The sequence below is a fragment of the Methanolobus sp. genome (assembly GCF_016278385.1).
Taxonomy (GTDB): domain Archaea; phylum Halobacteriota; class Methanosarcinia; order Methanosarcinales; family Methanosarcinaceae; genus Methanolobus.
Genome location: NZ_JADQBY010000044.1, coordinates 1 through 15,342, shown reverse-complemented (window position 1 = coordinate 15,342; position 15,342 = coordinate 1). Strand labels below are relative to the sequence as shown.

The 15,342-nt window shown below is 39.7% G+C and carries 12 protein-coding genes and 1 pseudogene; 7 read left to right on the top strand and 6 right to left on the bottom strand.

The genetic code is table 11. From position 1 onward, the window contains the following. Positions 1-376: 376 nt before the first annotated feature. The 3 genes and pseudogenes from QZZ23_RS13710 to QZZ23_RS13700 all read left to right on the top strand — a co-directional run bounded on the left by QZZ23_RS13710 (position 377) and on the right by QZZ23_RS13700 (position 3,869). Positions 377-2,602 carry an NADP-dependent isocitrate dehydrogenase gene (locus QZZ23_RS13710; RefSeq protein ID WP_292471213.1) on the top strand — a complete coding sequence of 742 codons (2,226 nt, stop codon included), beginning with the start codon at positions 377-379 and terminating at the stop codon, positions 2,600-2,602. A 118-nt stretch (positions 2,603-2,720) separates the two neighbouring features. Then, positions 2,721-3,502 (top strand): annotated as a pseudogene (locus tag QZZ23_RS13705) (isocitrate/isopropylmalate family dehydrogenase); the annotation flags it as partial. A 178-nt stretch (positions 3,503-3,680) separates the two neighbouring features. After that, positions 3,681-3,869, top strand: coding sequence for a YegP family protein (locus tag QZZ23_RS13700; RefSeq protein WP_292471210.1), 189 nt, complete (start codon positions 3,681-3,683; stop codon positions 3,867-3,869). A gap of 85 nt (positions 3,870-3,954) precedes the next feature. Here the strand turns inward: QZZ23_RS13700 and QZZ23_RS13695 are convergent, their stop codons facing one another. Beyond that, complete coding sequence (locus QZZ23_RS13695; protein ID WP_292471208.1) at positions 3,955-5,307, bottom strand: isopropylmalate synthase; 1,353 nt, start codon at positions 5,305-5,307, stop codon at positions 3,955-3,957. A 262-nt stretch (positions 5,308-5,569) separates the two neighbouring features. Between QZZ23_RS13695 and QZZ23_RS13690 the strand changes: the two genes are divergently transcribed. Beyond that, complete coding sequence (locus tag QZZ23_RS13690) at positions 5,570-6,073, top strand: amino acid-binding protein (protein ID WP_292471206.1); 504 nt, start codon at positions 5,570-5,572, stop codon at positions 6,071-6,073. A gap of 13 nt (positions 6,074-6,086) precedes the next feature. Here QZZ23_RS13690 and QZZ23_RS13685 read toward each other — a convergent pair whose 3' ends face one another. Further along, positions 6,087-7,289 (bottom strand): NAD(P)/FAD-dependent oxidoreductase, encoded by a 1,203-nt coding sequence (locus QZZ23_RS13685; RefSeq protein WP_292471203.1) that lies wholly within the window; start codon positions 7,287-7,289, stop codon positions 6,087-6,089. Position 7,290: 1 nt separating this feature from the next. Next, positions 7,291-7,980: an HAD family hydrolase gene (locus QZZ23_RS13680; protein WP_292471201.1), complete on the bottom strand. Its 690-nt coding sequence runs from the start codon at positions 7,978-7,980 to the stop codon at positions 7,291-7,293. Positions 7,981-8,153: 173 nt separating this feature from the next. Here QZZ23_RS13680 and QZZ23_RS13675 point away from each other — a divergent pair, with 173 nt between their 5' ends. After that, complete coding sequence (locus QZZ23_RS13675; RefSeq protein ID WP_292471199.1) at positions 8,154-8,306, top strand: hypothetical protein; 153 nt, start codon at positions 8,154-8,156, stop codon at positions 8,304-8,306. Positions 8,307-8,385: 79 nt separating this feature from the next. On the opposite strand, the gene QZZ23_RS13670 is transcribed toward QZZ23_RS13675, so the two are convergent. Continuing rightward, the gene (locus QZZ23_RS13670; RefSeq protein ID WP_292471197.1) at positions 8,386-9,225 is read right to left on the bottom strand and encodes a winged helix-turn-helix domain-containing protein; all 840 of its coding nucleotides are present in this window, start codon (positions 9,223-9,225) and stop codon (positions 8,386-8,388) included. 218 nt (positions 9,226-9,443) lie between these two features. Here QZZ23_RS13670 and QZZ23_RS13665 point away from each other — a divergent pair, with 218 nt between their 5' ends. Next, on the top strand, positions 9,444-10,598 hold the full coding sequence (locus QZZ23_RS13665) for a cupredoxin domain-containing protein (RefSeq protein WP_292471195.1): 1,155 nt from the start codon (positions 9,444-9,446) through the stop codon (positions 10,596-10,598). 38 nt (positions 10,599-10,636) lie between these two features. Here QZZ23_RS13665 and QZZ23_RS13660 read toward each other — a convergent pair whose 3' ends face one another. Continuing rightward, on the bottom strand, positions 10,637-11,584 hold the full coding sequence (locus QZZ23_RS13660) for an alpha/beta hydrolase (RefSeq protein ID WP_292471192.1): 948 nt from the start codon (positions 11,582-11,584) through the stop codon (positions 10,637-10,639). A gap of 308 nt (positions 11,585-11,892) precedes the next feature. Then, positions 11,893-12,114: a hypothetical protein gene (locus QZZ23_RS13655; RefSeq protein WP_292471190.1), complete on the bottom strand. Its 222-nt coding sequence runs from the start codon at positions 12,112-12,114 to the stop codon at positions 11,893-11,895. Positions 12,115-13,122: 1,008 nt separating this feature from the next. Here QZZ23_RS13655 and QZZ23_RS13650 point away from each other — a divergent pair. Then, on the top strand, positions 13,123-15,342 hold a 2,220-nt coding region (locus tag QZZ23_RS13650; RefSeq protein ID WP_292471188.1), incomplete at its 3' end, for a NosD domain-containing protein.

Sequence of the window (15,342 nt, the reverse complement as noted above, 5' to 3'; positions counted from 1 at the left end):
TTAATTATATTAACAAACGACTCTAAAAACTGACAGTAAAATCAGTTACAATCTTAGTTGCAGCTTTGTTTCCCTGCTGGGTATGACATATATATAATGGAGTCGTCAATAGGGCAATTTGCTCTAAGAAGTGTGGCAGTATCTATCAGGCAGAAATACAACCTCTACGCAAACGTCAGGGATATATATAAAGTGAAAAAAGTGTACGCTTAATTTTGAATAAGTTCAAATTTGGTCCCCTCGTACAATACTTAGGGGATATAGTTAATACTGAAAAACGGAACTCTTAGAAAATTATTTGTTTTCTGTCAAATTACAATTTGTTAAAAAATGTATTGATTTTGAGCAATATTAATTTACAGAGAAAAGGATTAACATGGCACAGAAACCGACAATTATTTATACGAAAACCGATGAAGCTCCGGCTTTGGCAACCAGTTCGCTCCTGCCTATTGTACAGGCTTATGTGAAAAACGCCGGAATCACTATGGAAACGAGGGATATCTCCCTGGCGGGAAGAATCATTGCCCAGTTTCCCGAAAGACTGATAGAGGGCCAGAAGATTTCCGATGCTCTTTCCGAATTGGGAGAGATGGTCTTAACTCCGGAAGCCAATATTATCAAACTACCCAATATCAGCGCTTCAGTTCCCCAGATTAAAGCGACAGTCGCAGAACTCAAGGCTAAAGGGTATGATCTGCCCGATTATCCCGAAGATCCTTCTAATGATGAAGAAAAGGCGATCAAAGCGAAATTCGATATTGTCAAGGGCAGTGCTGTTAACCCTGTATTGAGAGAAGGGAATTCTGACCGCAGAGCTCCTAAAGCTGTAAAAAATTATGCGAAAAAACATCCCCATTCCATGGGAGAATGGAAGTCCGATTCCAAATCCCATGTAGCCAGCATGACTCACGGAGATTTTTACGGCAGTGAGAAATCTGTTGAAATTGAAGAGGCTACCAATTTCAGAATTTTCTTTACAGATGACGCTGGTAATAAAACACTATTAAAAGACAAAGCCCCTCTTCTGGCCGGAGAAATCATTGATGCGGCTGTTATGAACAAAAAAGCGCTTCAGGCATTTCTGGCTGAACAGATAGAAGATGCCAAAGCTAAAGATGTCTTATTCTCCGTTCATTTGAAAGCGACAATGATGAAAGTTTCCGACCCTATTATCTTCGGTCATGTGGTTAAGGTCTTCTTTAAAGAGATATTTGATAAATATGGTGATCTGCTTTCAGAATTGGGTGTAGATCCCAACAATGGACTGGGAGATCTCTATACAAAAATCCAGAATCTGCCTGAAGACAAACAGGCTGAAATCAAAGCAGATATAGAAGCTGTGTATGCCAAGAGACCGGCATTGGCTATGGTAAACTCCGATAAGGGAATTACCAATCTCCATGTTCCCAGCGATGTTATCGTCGATGCTTCCATGCCTTCAGCAATCCGCTCATCAGGCTGCATGTGGGGACCAGACGGGAAACTGAAAGATATGAAAGCCATAATTCCAGACCGCGCTTATTCGGGAGTGTATCAGGAAACTATTGAGTTCTGTCAAAAACACGGTGCCTTTGATCCATCAAAAATGGGAAGCGTTTCCAATGTGGGGCTTATGGCGCAAAAAGCTGAAGAATATGGCTCACATGACAAGACCTTTGAGATGACTGGTACAGGAAAAGTTCAAGTTATTGATGACAACAATAATGTACTCATTGAACAGCCGGTAGAGGAAGGAGATATCTTCCGCATGTGTCAGGTGAAAGACGCACCCGTTCAGGACTGGATCAAGCTGGCCGTTAAACGAGCCAAAGCGACAGGCAATCCTGCAGTCTTCTGGCTCGATGAGAAAAGAGCTCACGATTCACAGCTCATTAAAAAAGTGAATAAATACTTGAAAGGTTATGATACTGATGGCCTGGAACTATTGATCAAAGCTCCCGTTGAAGCGACCAAGTTTTCATTGGAGAGAATTAAAGAGGGCAAAGATACAATCTCTGTGACTGGAAATGTTTTGAGAGATTATCTGACAGACCTCTTTCCCATTTTGGAATTGGGAACCAGTGCGAAAATGCTATCAATCGTTCCCCTAATGAATGGCGGTGGACTTTTCGAGACAGGTGCCGGCGGTTCGGCACCCAAACACGTACAGCAATTTGAATCGGAAGGTCACCTGCGTTGGGACTCTCTAGGAGAATTCCTGGCCTTAGCTGCTTCTCTGGAGCATCTGGGCAACAGTTTTGATAATCCTAAAGCTCTGGTTTTAGCAGAAACATTGGATAAAGCGACAGAGCTGGTTCTGGAAAACATAAAATCACCTTCCCGAAAAGTGAATGAGATTGATACTAGAGGATCTCATTTTTATCTGGCAATGTATTGGGCTCAGGCTCTGGCTGATCAGGAGAAAGATAGCGAATTAAAAGCTATTTTTGAACCTGTAGCTAAAGCTCTGATGGAAAATGAAGAGAAGATTGCCAATGAGTTGTTAGAAGCTCAGGGCAAAGCTATGAATATCAAAGGATACTACGCTCCAGATGAGGAGTTGAAATCCCAGGCCATGAGACCTAGTGCGACATTGAATGGGATTATCGATTCTATTTAATTTTATTGTGGAAACAAAAGGAAAGCCCCGGTTTCGGCCGGGGCTTTTTAGTATCTAAATAAGCAATGTGATTAGGGAGCTAAAGCTTCCGCTTGGGTTGGGAAGACAGATGTGTCTTCTATCATGAAATCGTCAGTTTTCGTTATAGATCCCCTACGCAAACGTCAGACCTATCAAGACATTCCCAAACACTCCAAGGCCATTTGGTGATGTGGACTTTGTATGTGTCAGGGAAGGAACTGAGGGTATGTACATGGTGAGGAAATAAAACTCACAGAAGATGTATCAATTGCAATCAGGAAGATCACACGTAAATCCAGTGCAAAGGTTTCAAAGTATACTTTTGAGGAAGCAAAGAGAAGAAACTGCGATGCAGTTGTCGCTATTCACAAGAGCAACATCCTGAGAAGAACATGCGGTCTTTTCCTTGAAGAGGTTGAGAAAGCCGGTAAGGACTATGATGGAATTGAAGTATGGGAATATCATATTGACAACATCGCCCAGCAGCTTATCAAGAAACCCCAGCTCTGCAACAACAAGGTCTTGCTTTCAACAAACCTGTTCATGGATGTTATCAGTGAGGAATGCTCCGCACTTGTAGGCAGTATCGGACTCATCTACTCTGCAAACATCGCTGACGACTATGCAATGTTCGAACCAGCACAAGGTTCAGCACCAAAGTATGCAGGCATGGACAAGGTCAACCCTGTGGCAACTATCCTTGCAGGCGCATGGATGCTCGATTACCTTGGCGAGAAAGAAGAATCAAAGGCAATCTTCGCAGCTACCGAGAAGGTCATCACCGAAGGCAAATACCTGACCTATGACCTGGACGGTAACGCTAAAATGAGCGAAATGACCGATGCTATTGTAAAATACGTCGAAGCTGAGATGAAGTGATTTCATCTCTTTTTTCCTCATTTCACGTTTTTTGTGTTTAATGAAAACATTACACACTTTCTATTCAATGGGCGCTTAAAATCACAAACTTTTTTAATAGACACATATAAATGTCTATTAGAGGAGAATATTGGTAGTGTATATTTTCCCAGTTTTGCATTCAGGAGTGAGTGATAAAATGCCAAAATTCGAAGTATTTACAGACAAAAGCGGAAAGTACAGATTCAGACTGAAGGCCGGAAATGGTGAGATAATAGCAACAGGACAGGGATATTCAAGCAAAGCTGCCTGTATGCATGGAATTGAGTCCATAAAGAAAAATGCTCCGATAGCTGAAGTAGTCGAGATAGAAGAGCCTGCAGATTAAACATCTGCAATATTTTTTCAAAAATAGGTGCATGGTGGAATAATCCACCATAATAGATCAAATATTGATATAGTCTTTGTGCGATCTAGTCGACCACATCATGCATACGAGCTTTCGTGTTCCCCAGATTATCATCTGTTTCAATTTCAGGCTCGTTGTTCTCTTCATCTTCTTTGCGGTGCATGTCCTTGCTTACCATCGGGTTGAACATGAAGTATTTCTTCACATAGGCCATGACTTCCTCGTCAGATATGCAGGAAACTCTTTTCTCGTCATTGTAGAGCTTCTGGATATCAGCCTGGATAGCCCGCAGACGTTTGTCATCCTTTCCTATCTCTATCTGCACGTCCATTAGTTCGTTCAGTGTTTCCTGGACCTTATACCTTAGAACTTCGATTCCAGAAGAGTCGCCGATGAGGAATATCCTCTTGCCTCCTACGATTTCAGGTGGATATGGTTCATAGGTGAACGGGTTTTTGATAACACCTGCAGAGTGGATACCTGATTCATGAGCGAACACATTGTTGCCCACAACTGACTTGTTCCTTGGTACACGGATACCAATCTCTCTTTCCATAAATTTTGCAAAGTCTACAAGGCATTCAAGGTTATACTTGTCAAATCCTTCGATGCGTCTTGCAAGGAAGAGCAGGAGTTTCTCCATCTCTGCATTACCTGCCCTTTCTCCTATTCCCAGGAAGGTCACGTTTGACCAGTTGGCACCGTGCCAGTATCCTGCAATGGAGTTAGCAACGGCAAGACCAAAGTCATCATGGCAGTGAGTCTCGATGTTCTTCACATTGAGTTCATCCTTCAGGTATTGTACAATTGTTGGCATGCCGAATGGCTCATCAACGTCAACAAATGGTATTCCAAATCCGATAGTATCACATATACGAATGGTACAATCAGGATCGATGTCCATTATTCTCTTAACAAGTGGGAATGTGAAATCATAATTATCGGCACGGGTCATATCCTCGATGTGAGCCCTGGTACGAAGGCCATGGTCTACTGCATATTGGAGTGCATTGAGGTATTTCTCTTCAGCTGTTTCACGGGTTAGCCCCATCTTGTCAACTATATGAGGGTCTGAAACTGACATGAGGATACCGGTTTCTTCTATGCCGTCAATGTTGAGGACCATGTCGATGTCAGCAGGGTTTGCACGTGCCCATCCGGTGATCTCAGGGAATTCATAACCCTGATCCATCATGAGCTTGATAGCTTTTCGGTCTCTATCGTTATAGACAAAAGTCTCAAGTTTTTCTATTCCTATCTTATGTAGGTAGTCATATATCTGGAACTTCTGCTGGCTTTTCATTACAATACCAGGCATCTGTGCTCCGTCCCTAATCGTGCTGTCGCTAATAGATACTTCCTGGCCAAGCGGTAATTTTATTTTTGGAAGGTCTTCATAATCTTTGTATATTTTCATTCAATACCTCCTTTGGTGTAAATCGTGAAGATCCCGGAATTTATGATCAATTGTAGAAATGAGTTAATACCAATATTCTAATATCACATCAGAAAACGATTATACTCCGGATGATTATCTTTATGAAAGATGAATTACAGAATGCTATACACGACCTCATACTTAAAATGTCTTTTCTTTGGTAAATTTTCTATATTCTATTAGTTTGTATCATTTTTGATTAACCTTAAATCTTTATAATTTAAATGATTATATGGTTAATATGTGGAGCACATTACTCAGCAAGTTTGAAAAATACCCGGCCCAGCAAAAAGTCTTAAAGCTTCTTTTTGAACGTGGTTTCCAGGTCAATGATGAGGGCAAGGTTACTTCCGGTGCCATAGAAATAGCCCATACACAACTTGCCAGGGAAGCAGGTGTTGACAGGCGTGTTGTGGATTCCACTACCGAGGTAATTCTTTCAGATGAGCAGCTAAAAAAAATCTTCCAGAATGTACGATCAATACCTTTTCTCCGTGACGTTGCTCCTCTCATGGGGCAGGGCGTGATTATAATATCTCCGGATGATGCTTCTCATAAAGGTATAATATCCGATGTATCCACAGTCATAGCCAGACACAATATCAGCATAAGACAGGCCGTATCTGACGATCCGTTCTTCACAAACGATCCGAAACTCACGATTATCACAGACACCAAGGTTCCAGGCAGCATCGTGGAAGACTTGCTTAAGCTGGAATCTGTAAAAGGTGTAAGCATCTATTGAAGTACTCTGCATTTTAAAGGACCGCTTTAGCAAACGCACGGAAGACCTTTAGTATGTGCACCGATCTTGAAGGGTGCAACATTTTCTTCATTAGTATTGATGGATGGTCCATATCCCCATAACGTGTTATGGTGTCAAGTATAGCAGGATTATTCATTGAGCCTATCAGTTCGTCGAGTTCACTGTCTTTTAGCCCGCCTATGAAATTGTGTATTCTCATTCCCATGGCAAGTTCTTTTCCTATTTTTCCCCGCCATCTTCTGTCATACTCTAAAAGGAAGTTTTCTGAGCTGTCTTCTTCGGCAGAAGCCCTGGCAGCCATTTCTCCTGCTATCTTTGCGCACACTGCTCCTGTGTATATACCTCCGCCGGACGTGGGTTTTACCTGGCCTGCTGCATCACCTACAACCAGTACGCCTTTTGCATATGTCTTCTCAAGTGGTCCAAGTGGTATCCCCCCCATTACCAGGTCAAGTTTTCCACCTCCATACCTTGAGGCAACATGGGGATTTTGCGTTAAAAGGTTTTCAAGTACTTGATGTGCGCTTACGCCATATTTAGGGTCAATTGCCATTCCTACGCGGGAAATATTCTCATTAACAGGAACTGCCCATCCAAAGAAACCGGGAACTTGTGAACCGGCAAATAACTCCACAAAATCAGTATCATCTGAGCGATAAGGTACTTCTACCTGAATTCCGGGTAAGACTTTGCTGACATTTCCAAGACCTGCCATTTTTGCAACTTTGCTGCGCACACCATCTGCAGCGATTATAACTTTTGCTTCTATTGTTTCAGGCTGTCCATTCCTTACAACAGATATTTTTTGTTTTTCACTGGATGTTTCAATATCATTGACTCTTGTGTTCAGACTGAGTTCAACACCTTCTTCAAGTGCCATGACAGCAAGCCGGCGGTCAAACATCTTCCTGGAAACAACATAGGCTTTTGTCTTTTTCCCGTCTATGGGAAGACACTCTCCATTCATTGGGTGTACAAATGCACCTCTTACCGAATTATAAACAAAATCATCCGATGGTTCAATATCACATTCACTGACTGCTTTTGTACTCAACAGTCCTGTGCATCCAACGGGACTTCCTATGAAGGAATGGTCTTCAACCATCAATGTCCGTGCACCATGCATGGCGGCATATCTTGCTGCTGTTGAGCCAATGGGTCCGGCTCCCACAACAATAACGTCATATTCTGTCATATCAATATTTGTTCCCATTCTGTATTATTGTAAGCACATCTCTGAAATTGCTAATTATATGGTCTGGTTTTTCGCCTGACAAACTGTTATCTTCCGGAGGGTTACAGTCGCCATATATCGCATGTGCGGTCATCATTCCAAGTTGTTTGGAAGGAGCAATATCCCTTATGAGGCTGTCCCCTACAAAAAGGGTCTCGTAGGCTTTAAGCTCCATTGTTTCAAGCGCATACATAAATGGTTTCAGGGAGGGTTTTTTCCATCCGGTCATGTCAAAGGTAAAAAGTGAATCATAGCATCCGCAAAGGCCAACTTTTTTCAGGCGTGTTCTGGCATTTATTCCGTCGGCATCAGTGAGTATTCCAATGCTAAGTTCCATACTTTTCAGATCAATCATTGTCTTTTTAACATCAGGATAAAGTTCTATAGTGCGTATTTTTTCCCTTTCATATATACTGCAACACTCTCTGAATACCTGTTCTGTGTATTTTCCATATTCTACAAGGTAATCACTGATATTTTCAATGTCTTCAAATCTATATTTCTTCCTGCGAAAATAAGATAGGAGCTCATGGGGTTCACCTATTCCTATATATTCTACAATGGCTGTACAGGCAGCAATTTTTGCTTCTATAAAATCAAAAAGGGTGTTATCCATATCAAAAATCACACCTTTTATTTTTATGTTGTTCATAACATCAGCCTGCTTTTTGGATTCTTATGTGAGTTATCTGGTCGGAATTATGCAGCATTCATATATCAGGTATTCGTCTGCAACATATATTATAAAAAATTATTTATATAACACACGTGTATATAAAAACATCTGAATTGTTTGTCAGATAATTTCGTTGACGAGGGTTAACAATGGTTACAAAAATGAACTTTCAAAAGAAGGGTGATACTTCTATGCGCTTGCAGGCAATAACAACAGCTGATGAAAACGTATCTATACGAAGTGAAGAAGATGGCTTTTATTCTTCATGTGGTCAGGCATTCATTCGGATAAATAATAAATAAAATCCAGAGATCGAATGTCTTATTTTTGGATGATGGCGGATATATAGTCAAAGTTGATATTATACTTACAATTCTATGTCTAAAGTTTATCCGATATATCCACGTAATAATTAAACAATGCTTTACCCCATAAAATTGCAGAGTTCTCAGAACTTGTGATCATGGAGTTATTGTATTTGCCTGCACTATCTGGAAGTGTCAGTGAGAAAAAAGTGTCAGTTACTATGAGATTAAGGGGTTTTATCTCTCCTTTGTAAACAAATATACATGAATGAGGGTCATTGAACAGGTTTTCGATCTCTTTTTCATACTTCTCTTTTAATGAATGGAATATTGGGCTTTCTATCTGTAAAATGCTCAGGGTTGGAGTTCTATCCCCTTTGACTATACTGTAAACATCTTCGGTCATTATCAGGTCAAGTTTTGTTCCTTTCTCCATAAGCTCTGAATAGACGATTAACTGTGCCGGATGATGTACTGATACAAAAGCCATTATTCTCTCAGAGCCGTTTATTCTATTCAGTGTTTCTTCATGTTGTTCGAATATGTTTGGTATATCCGGTTCAAGAATCTCACATTCACAAAGGTCTCCTATTCTGCAACGAAGTCCTTCCGGTATAGAGCTTAGATCATGTTTTATCCAGTATTTCCTGTATTTTTCATGGACTTCTAAAGTCATCAGAAAATTTTCAAGGTTCTTAACAATGATATGCCCCATGGGCGTAAGGGTACAATTACCTTTATCGTATGTTATCAGGTCCCATTCAACAAGTTTTCTTATCTGAGGTATCATGGACTTCCATGGAAAATCAAAGGCATTCTTTATCTCATCTGAGCTCTTAGTTCCGTCTTTGAGAAATAACAGTAATTCCTTTCTTTTTTCAGAAAGGAATAAAGTGTCAATTAAAGATGACCTCATATAACCCCCATAATAGTTTACATTTAAACGCATATATAGTCATTGGAAAAAAGTTTCATATCAATTATTCTAACAATGTTGTCTTATTCCAATGCTAATAGAATTTTCCTAGTGTATTGGAATATACAAATGCCTTTTATCAATACATCATAGTTTTGTCTATATGGAATCGGCTGAAAATATGTAGTGAGGAGAGGGACCTCGGGAGGAATTATCTAATGGGATATATAAGAACAATAGCATTAGTTTCAGCCCTATTCATAGCAGGGTCAGTATTTTTAACATTTGCTGCATTGGCAGCAAATTCAGATACAGATGATACGATGATGTTGGCAAGTGGTGACAAATATGAATTCCTGCTTATTAAAATAGCAACTCCTGAATTTATCGAGATATCAGTAGGCGATACCGTTACCTGGAGAAACCTGCAGAGGCCCAAGTTTCCTGTTGTGCTTGTAAGTGATGATGGTCTTTGGAATGACGAGACTATATACTACGGGAAAATATTCTCATATACTTTCAATAAGCCTGGAACATACAAGTTCAGCGTGGAGAATAATCCTGCAATGACCGGAACTATCATTGTATTGGAAAAAAAGATGCTTTCTGTTTCTGACATATCTGGATATGATGGTAAAAAGGCACCTGAACCGGTTGCAATGATGGATGATGCATCTGCAGGTACAGGTATGATGGCTCCTGTCAGGGAACAACTGATGATTCACAGGAAGGAGTTCCTTATAGTACGTACAGTAACACCTTCTGTTTTGGAAGTATATGCAGGAGATACGGTGACATGGAGAAACCTGCAAAGGCCTAAGTTTCCTGTTGTTCTCGTAAGCGATGAGGACCTGTGGGATGATGAAACTATCTACTACGGGAAAATATTCTCATATACTTTTGATGAGCCCGGGACTTACACTTTCAGTGACAAGAATAATGAGCGGCTATCCGGTACAGTTATTGTCATCGAAAAAAAGGTCAAGTCCGTGTCGGATACCACTGAAGAGGATATTACAAAAGTGCCCGAACCTGTGATCATGATGACTGAGACCACTGCTGGTGAAACCAGGATGAAACCTGTAAGGGAGGAGACTCAGCAAAGGACACAGGAAATGAGCATGACAAATGAGATACTTATGGTCCGTGTAGCCACTCCTGAGGTGATTGAGATAGAGGCAGGAGATACCGTTACCTGGAGAAATCTTCAAAGACCGAAGTTCCCTGTTGTGCTCAGGAGCGAGGATGACCTGTGGGATGACCAGATCATCTATTATGGTAAGATTTTCTCATATACCTTTGAGGAATCTGGTACTTATACGTACAGTGCAAAGGATAACACTGCCATGTCAGGAACTGTTATTGTGAATTAAATGGATTGAAATTACATATCAATCCATTTTTTGCATATTTATTGTAATATGTTTTCCAGTTCTTTTTGGAGATTATCTGCCATAGCTGGCGAATAGCCGTGAGTACTGCCGTTGACAGAATATATTGCCTTTGGTTCATTTGCCTTGCTGAACGTAAGCAGTGCCAGATCGTATGGAATTATGCTATCGTTTTGTGAATGTAACATCACAACTTTTCGTGGAGCTATCTCTCCAATATAAGTATCCGGGTCAATGGATCTGTAGAACTGATAAGCTTCAAGGTTTGTGCTTTCATTAACAACAATGGTATCAGCATCATATCCGCTTGTGCTGATGGCCACAACACCTTTTATCAACGGATCGATCGCAGTTGCAATTATGGCAAACCTTCCTCCGTTGCTAAGTCCAAGCATGGCAATATTTTCGTCATCAACTTCAGTTTGTTCAGCAAGAACATTTGCAGCTGCCAGTGCATCATATACCATCATATATTCCACTGGTTCGCTGCCAGCCATAAAAAGTTCCATGTCTGACTGCATGTCAATACCGCCCAGATTCCTCTGATCAATTGTTACAGAAGCGTATCCCATCTCTGAAAGCAATTCCGGTACTGCAACTTGCTTTTCTTTGGACACTCCTGCACCTGGAAGCACCACTACACCGGGAACGCTTGTATTGGATACAGGTATTCTTATCAACCCTTCGATTTTTGTGTCCCTGCTTTTGAATGTGACTGACTTGAGAGTGACATTGTCATGGATCGTTGTGACATTGTTTAAAGTATATTCTATATCTTCAATTTGTGAATAAGAAAGGATTCCTTCATCTGAAACCGACCAGTCAGCCTGCTCGTCAGAACTACTAAGTATTCCGACGACACCTGCTATCATGAGCAAAATTCCCAGTATAAGTGGCAGCATTTTGATATTCATTTTCTGCTTTTCAGTTGCCTTCCTTTTTCTTTTGTTAGTGTACTTCTGACTCATGATATCGCCGAAAATTTTAACGAACCTGTGGAATCTATTCTTTAAAAATGTATAAACCTGTCGCGCACATTCTACAAAATATAGATACTGGCTACCGGGGCAATATCATGGCAGCATTTTTCTGGTGGTTGGAGTGGGGCTATAACGGAATAACCATTACTTCATTATAATGGGAAAGGTTACAGAAAAACTAAGTTATAAAATAAATTGAGCACTTGTTAATGGCAAATAATACCTAAACCAAATGATTGGACTTTTAATAGGGAATTGCCATTTATGGTCCAATCTTCTTTTCTAAGCATCCACATTTATTTCTTTTTTAACACCTTAGCCTGATCGCCTACAGTCACTATCTTTTCTTTTTCCGGCTTTTTAGAAGCTGCTCCTTTTTCCTTTTTTGACTTTTTGGATGACTCAATAATATCTTCAAGCTCTTTTATTTTTTCAATAGCTTCTTCTTTTCCGTTGGCTTCGTCAGTCAGTACAATGACATTCTTACCAACTTCTCTTTTCACTTCTATTTTCATCATTTTAATCTCTTTATTGTATGCTTCCAAGCCAGTTATATTTATTCTATTATCTTGATGTCGTCTTCCCGTAGGTAAACTATTCATATGTAGAAGACGGAACAGGAGATTGATTCGAAAATCTATATAGCTCCTATCGCTCATAACTAAATAAGAGATTATACTAGTAGACGCCGGGAATACCTTGCTATAAATAACCCCAAGAAAGTCCTTCTTTAAAGCGTGATTTTAAAATATATAGACCAGCTAGCAAAAAAGTATAATGTACATTAATATGCAATTATTATGCTAGAATTATATATATTAAGTTGTTATTAGATGGCTACTTAGGGAAGTTTTACTACCATTTCTTCCCATGACTTGTAGGACGCACATAAACCGCAAAACTCTAGCAACCCTAAATGGTCCTACAAGTCGATATTTCAAACTTATTTGAAATGTAAGTGTTTTTATAGTATTTTTGTCATTAGTGGTATGGACACTATTTTTGAATAGTACCACCCCAAACCACCATGAACACCGATACTCACTATCGGTGTTCTTCGTATCATTTTTATAGGATCTAAGTATTCGCGACTCCAGAAAGCAAGCTGAATGCTGAAAGAGGTGTGATGTTATTCTCTCTCTTATCTGCTCTTTTTTTCAAGATTTTTGCATTGTTTATGCATTGTTTCAGTGTATTCGAGCATTTGCTGGTGTGTATAGTAACTTTCCAGATGGCTTGATACAACTTATTTGATGGTACAATGCTCAAGTTCAGGAAGTTAAATATAAGTGAGTATATATTAATAGTTCATATACAATTCAAATTTTTTCATAATGTTTATATAGTTTTTTTACATCGTACTCTTTATTCAATTCTGTCAGAAATAGGGTAGAGGATATGGCAGAGGTGGTACACACATGAAAGCTTTCAAAAAAGGGTTGAGATTAGTTAATACTACTAACAAGAAATATAACTTAAACACCAAATTATGCCTGATTGGTATAATTTTTGCTTTTATTCTACTAATGAGCAGTGTCGCATCAGCAGCTCCTCTTGAAGTTGATAGTATTGTGCAACTTACAAGCGGAAGCGGGAACGAAGGATCACCAGTATGGTCACCAGATGGTACTGAAATGATTTATTCAAGGGATGGTACTATTTACAAGATGGCTTTGGCAGATCAAATAGAGGTTGAGCTGGATGTGCCTGGTGGCAAGTGGTCGCCTGACGGCAATCAAGTAATTTTCTTAAATGGTAGTCTCTGGATTGTGAACAAGGACGGTTCTTCAGAACGACAAATACCAAATACAGATGATGTAGTAACATATTTTGCATGGTCCCCGGATGGGACAAAGATTGCTTATACACACGATACTGAGCTGATAATAATAGAGCCGGATGGTTCAAATAAACAGGTAATCTATACTCAACCAGAATATCCTGGTGATGGCACCGGATGGCAAGTGTTTCTTGCGGCTCTAGCATGGTCACCTGATTCATCTAAAATAGTGGTTCAGGAATCAATGGGTAACGAAGGTGAAATTTATCTTACAGTACTAAATGCAGATGGTACGAACCCGGTCCATACGGGAGCATATGGTATCAATTATTTTGTTTCACAGACGCAGCCCTGGCAAAGTCAGGTATGGTCTCCTGATGGATCAAAGATAGTCACTCAAACCGACGATATTCATGAAGGTGTAGCAGGTTCAGTCTGGATAGTAAATTCAGATGGAACCAATATTAATATGCTGGAAGATGAAATCAGTCAACAACCATCTTTCTCACCAGATGGAAGTAAAATAGTCTATTTATATACTAATCTTGATTTATCTAGTAGTGAAGATCGCAATATATGGATAATGGATGCCGATGGAAGCAATAAAACTCAATTAACAACAAGCTCTGTAGGTAATACTAATCCTGTATGGAGTCCTGATGGAACAAAGATAGCTTTTGCTTCTGTTGGTGATATATGGGTAATAAACCTGAAAGAGGCATTTGTAAGTGATGGTGTGATTACTGTAGATGATGATGGCGGTGCAGATTTCACTACAATACAGGCTGCTGTTGATGCTGCCAGCGCAGGCGACACTATTCTTGTATCGCCGGGCACATATAATGAGAATGTTGATGTGGATAAATCAGTGATTATTGGATCCACAGATGGTGCTGATGTAACAAATGTTATTGGTACTTCAAGTGATCCAGTGTTCAATCTTTCAGCAGATGAAACGACTATTAATGGATTCTATATTAATGGATTTAATATTAATAGTAATTTCGTATCACGCGATGATGGACTCGGTATACATATTTTTTCAGCCAGTGGAAGTATAGTTTCCAATAATATTATAGAAGATCGTTTTACAGGAATTTCCGTGAGTAAATCTGAAAATATCGTCCTGGATGGTAATTTATTACAACATAATGAGCAAGGTATAGTGTTGGTATTTTCAAACGACAACAACTTAACCGGTAATATTATAAATGGTGAATATTTCACGGGAGGTATTAGCCTTAGTTATTCTGATAATAACATATTAGACAGCAATGGAGGCGGTCGTGGAGAGATTTTTTTGTCTCATTCTAATAACAACATAATAACCAACAACGATGCGGTTAGTTCTGATGTTTTACCAGGTATTAATGTTATAAATTCAAATGGAAACAAACTAATCAATAATAATGCTGCAGGTGTTGAAGTGGCTGGTGATGCTGAGGGCAACATACTGCTCAATAATATTGTTTATGTTCCTATGGGTACTACGCCTCCTCTCCATATGGGTGGAACTAACAATACTCTAATAAATAACACCGTTTATTGCGATCAAATAAGTGAGGCTGGTATCGTTGTAAGTGGTAGTAATCACTATTTGGATGGTAATAGGGTTGAGGGTGAGGGTGATTATGAACCAGAAGAGGAACCAGCTATCGGTGGAAGTCCCGGTATTTATTTGGAAGGTACCAGCTATAGTAGGTTGATTGGAAATATTGTAACCAAACAAAACGGTGATGGTATACGTTTGTCTTCTTCCAGTCATAATTCACTCATTGATAACACTGTAGTGAATATTGCCGGATATGGTATTATTTTGAACAACGTGGGTATATATATCCAAGAGTTGAATACTTCTTACAACAACACTATAACAGACAATGTGGTGGAATTGTGTGGTGGTGGCATGTTGTTAAGTTCTGCAAATGAGAATCTTATCTACAACAACTTCTTCAATACCTCAGCA

Bases quoted from the DNA above. Each gene is read 5' to 3' on its own strand.
- QZZ23_RS13710 (WP_292471213.1), top strand. From the start codon at position 377: ATGGCACAGAAACCGACAATTATTTATACGAAAACCGATGAAGCTCCG.
- QZZ23_RS13700 (WP_292471210.1), top strand. From the start codon at position 3,681: ATGCCAAAATTCGAAGTATTTACAGACAAAAGCGGAAAGTACAGATTC.
- QZZ23_RS13695 (WP_292471208.1), bottom strand. From the start codon at position 5,307: ATGAAAATATACAAAGATTATGAAGACCTTCCAAAAATAAAATTACCG.
- QZZ23_RS13690 (WP_292471206.1), top strand. From the start codon at position 5,570: ATGTGGAGCACATTACTCAGCAAGTTTGAAAAATACCCGGCCCAGCAA.
- QZZ23_RS13685 (WP_292471203.1), bottom strand. From the start codon at position 7,289: ATGACAGAATATGACGTTATTGTTGTGGGAGCCGGACCCATTGGCTCA.
- QZZ23_RS13680 (WP_292471201.1), bottom strand. From the start codon at position 7,980: ATGAACAACATAAAAATAAAAGGTGTGATTTTTGATATGGATAACACC.
- QZZ23_RS13675 (WP_292471199.1), top strand. From the start codon at position 8,154: ATGGTTACAAAAATGAACTTTCAAAAGAAGGGTGATACTTCTATGCGC.
- QZZ23_RS13670 (WP_292471197.1), bottom strand. From the start codon at position 9,225: ATGAGGTCATCTTTAATTGACACTTTATTCCTTTCTGAAAAAAGAAAG.
- QZZ23_RS13665 (WP_292471195.1), top strand. From the start codon at position 9,444: ATGGGATATATAAGAACAATAGCATTAGTTTCAGCCCTATTCATAGCA.
- QZZ23_RS13660 (WP_292471192.1), bottom strand. From the start codon at position 11,584: ATGAGTCAGAAGTACACTAACAAAAGAAAAAGGAAGGCAACTGAAAAG.
- QZZ23_RS13655 (WP_292471190.1), bottom strand. From the start codon at position 12,114: ATGATGAAAATAGAAGTGAAAAGAGAAGTTGGTAAGAATGTCATTGTA.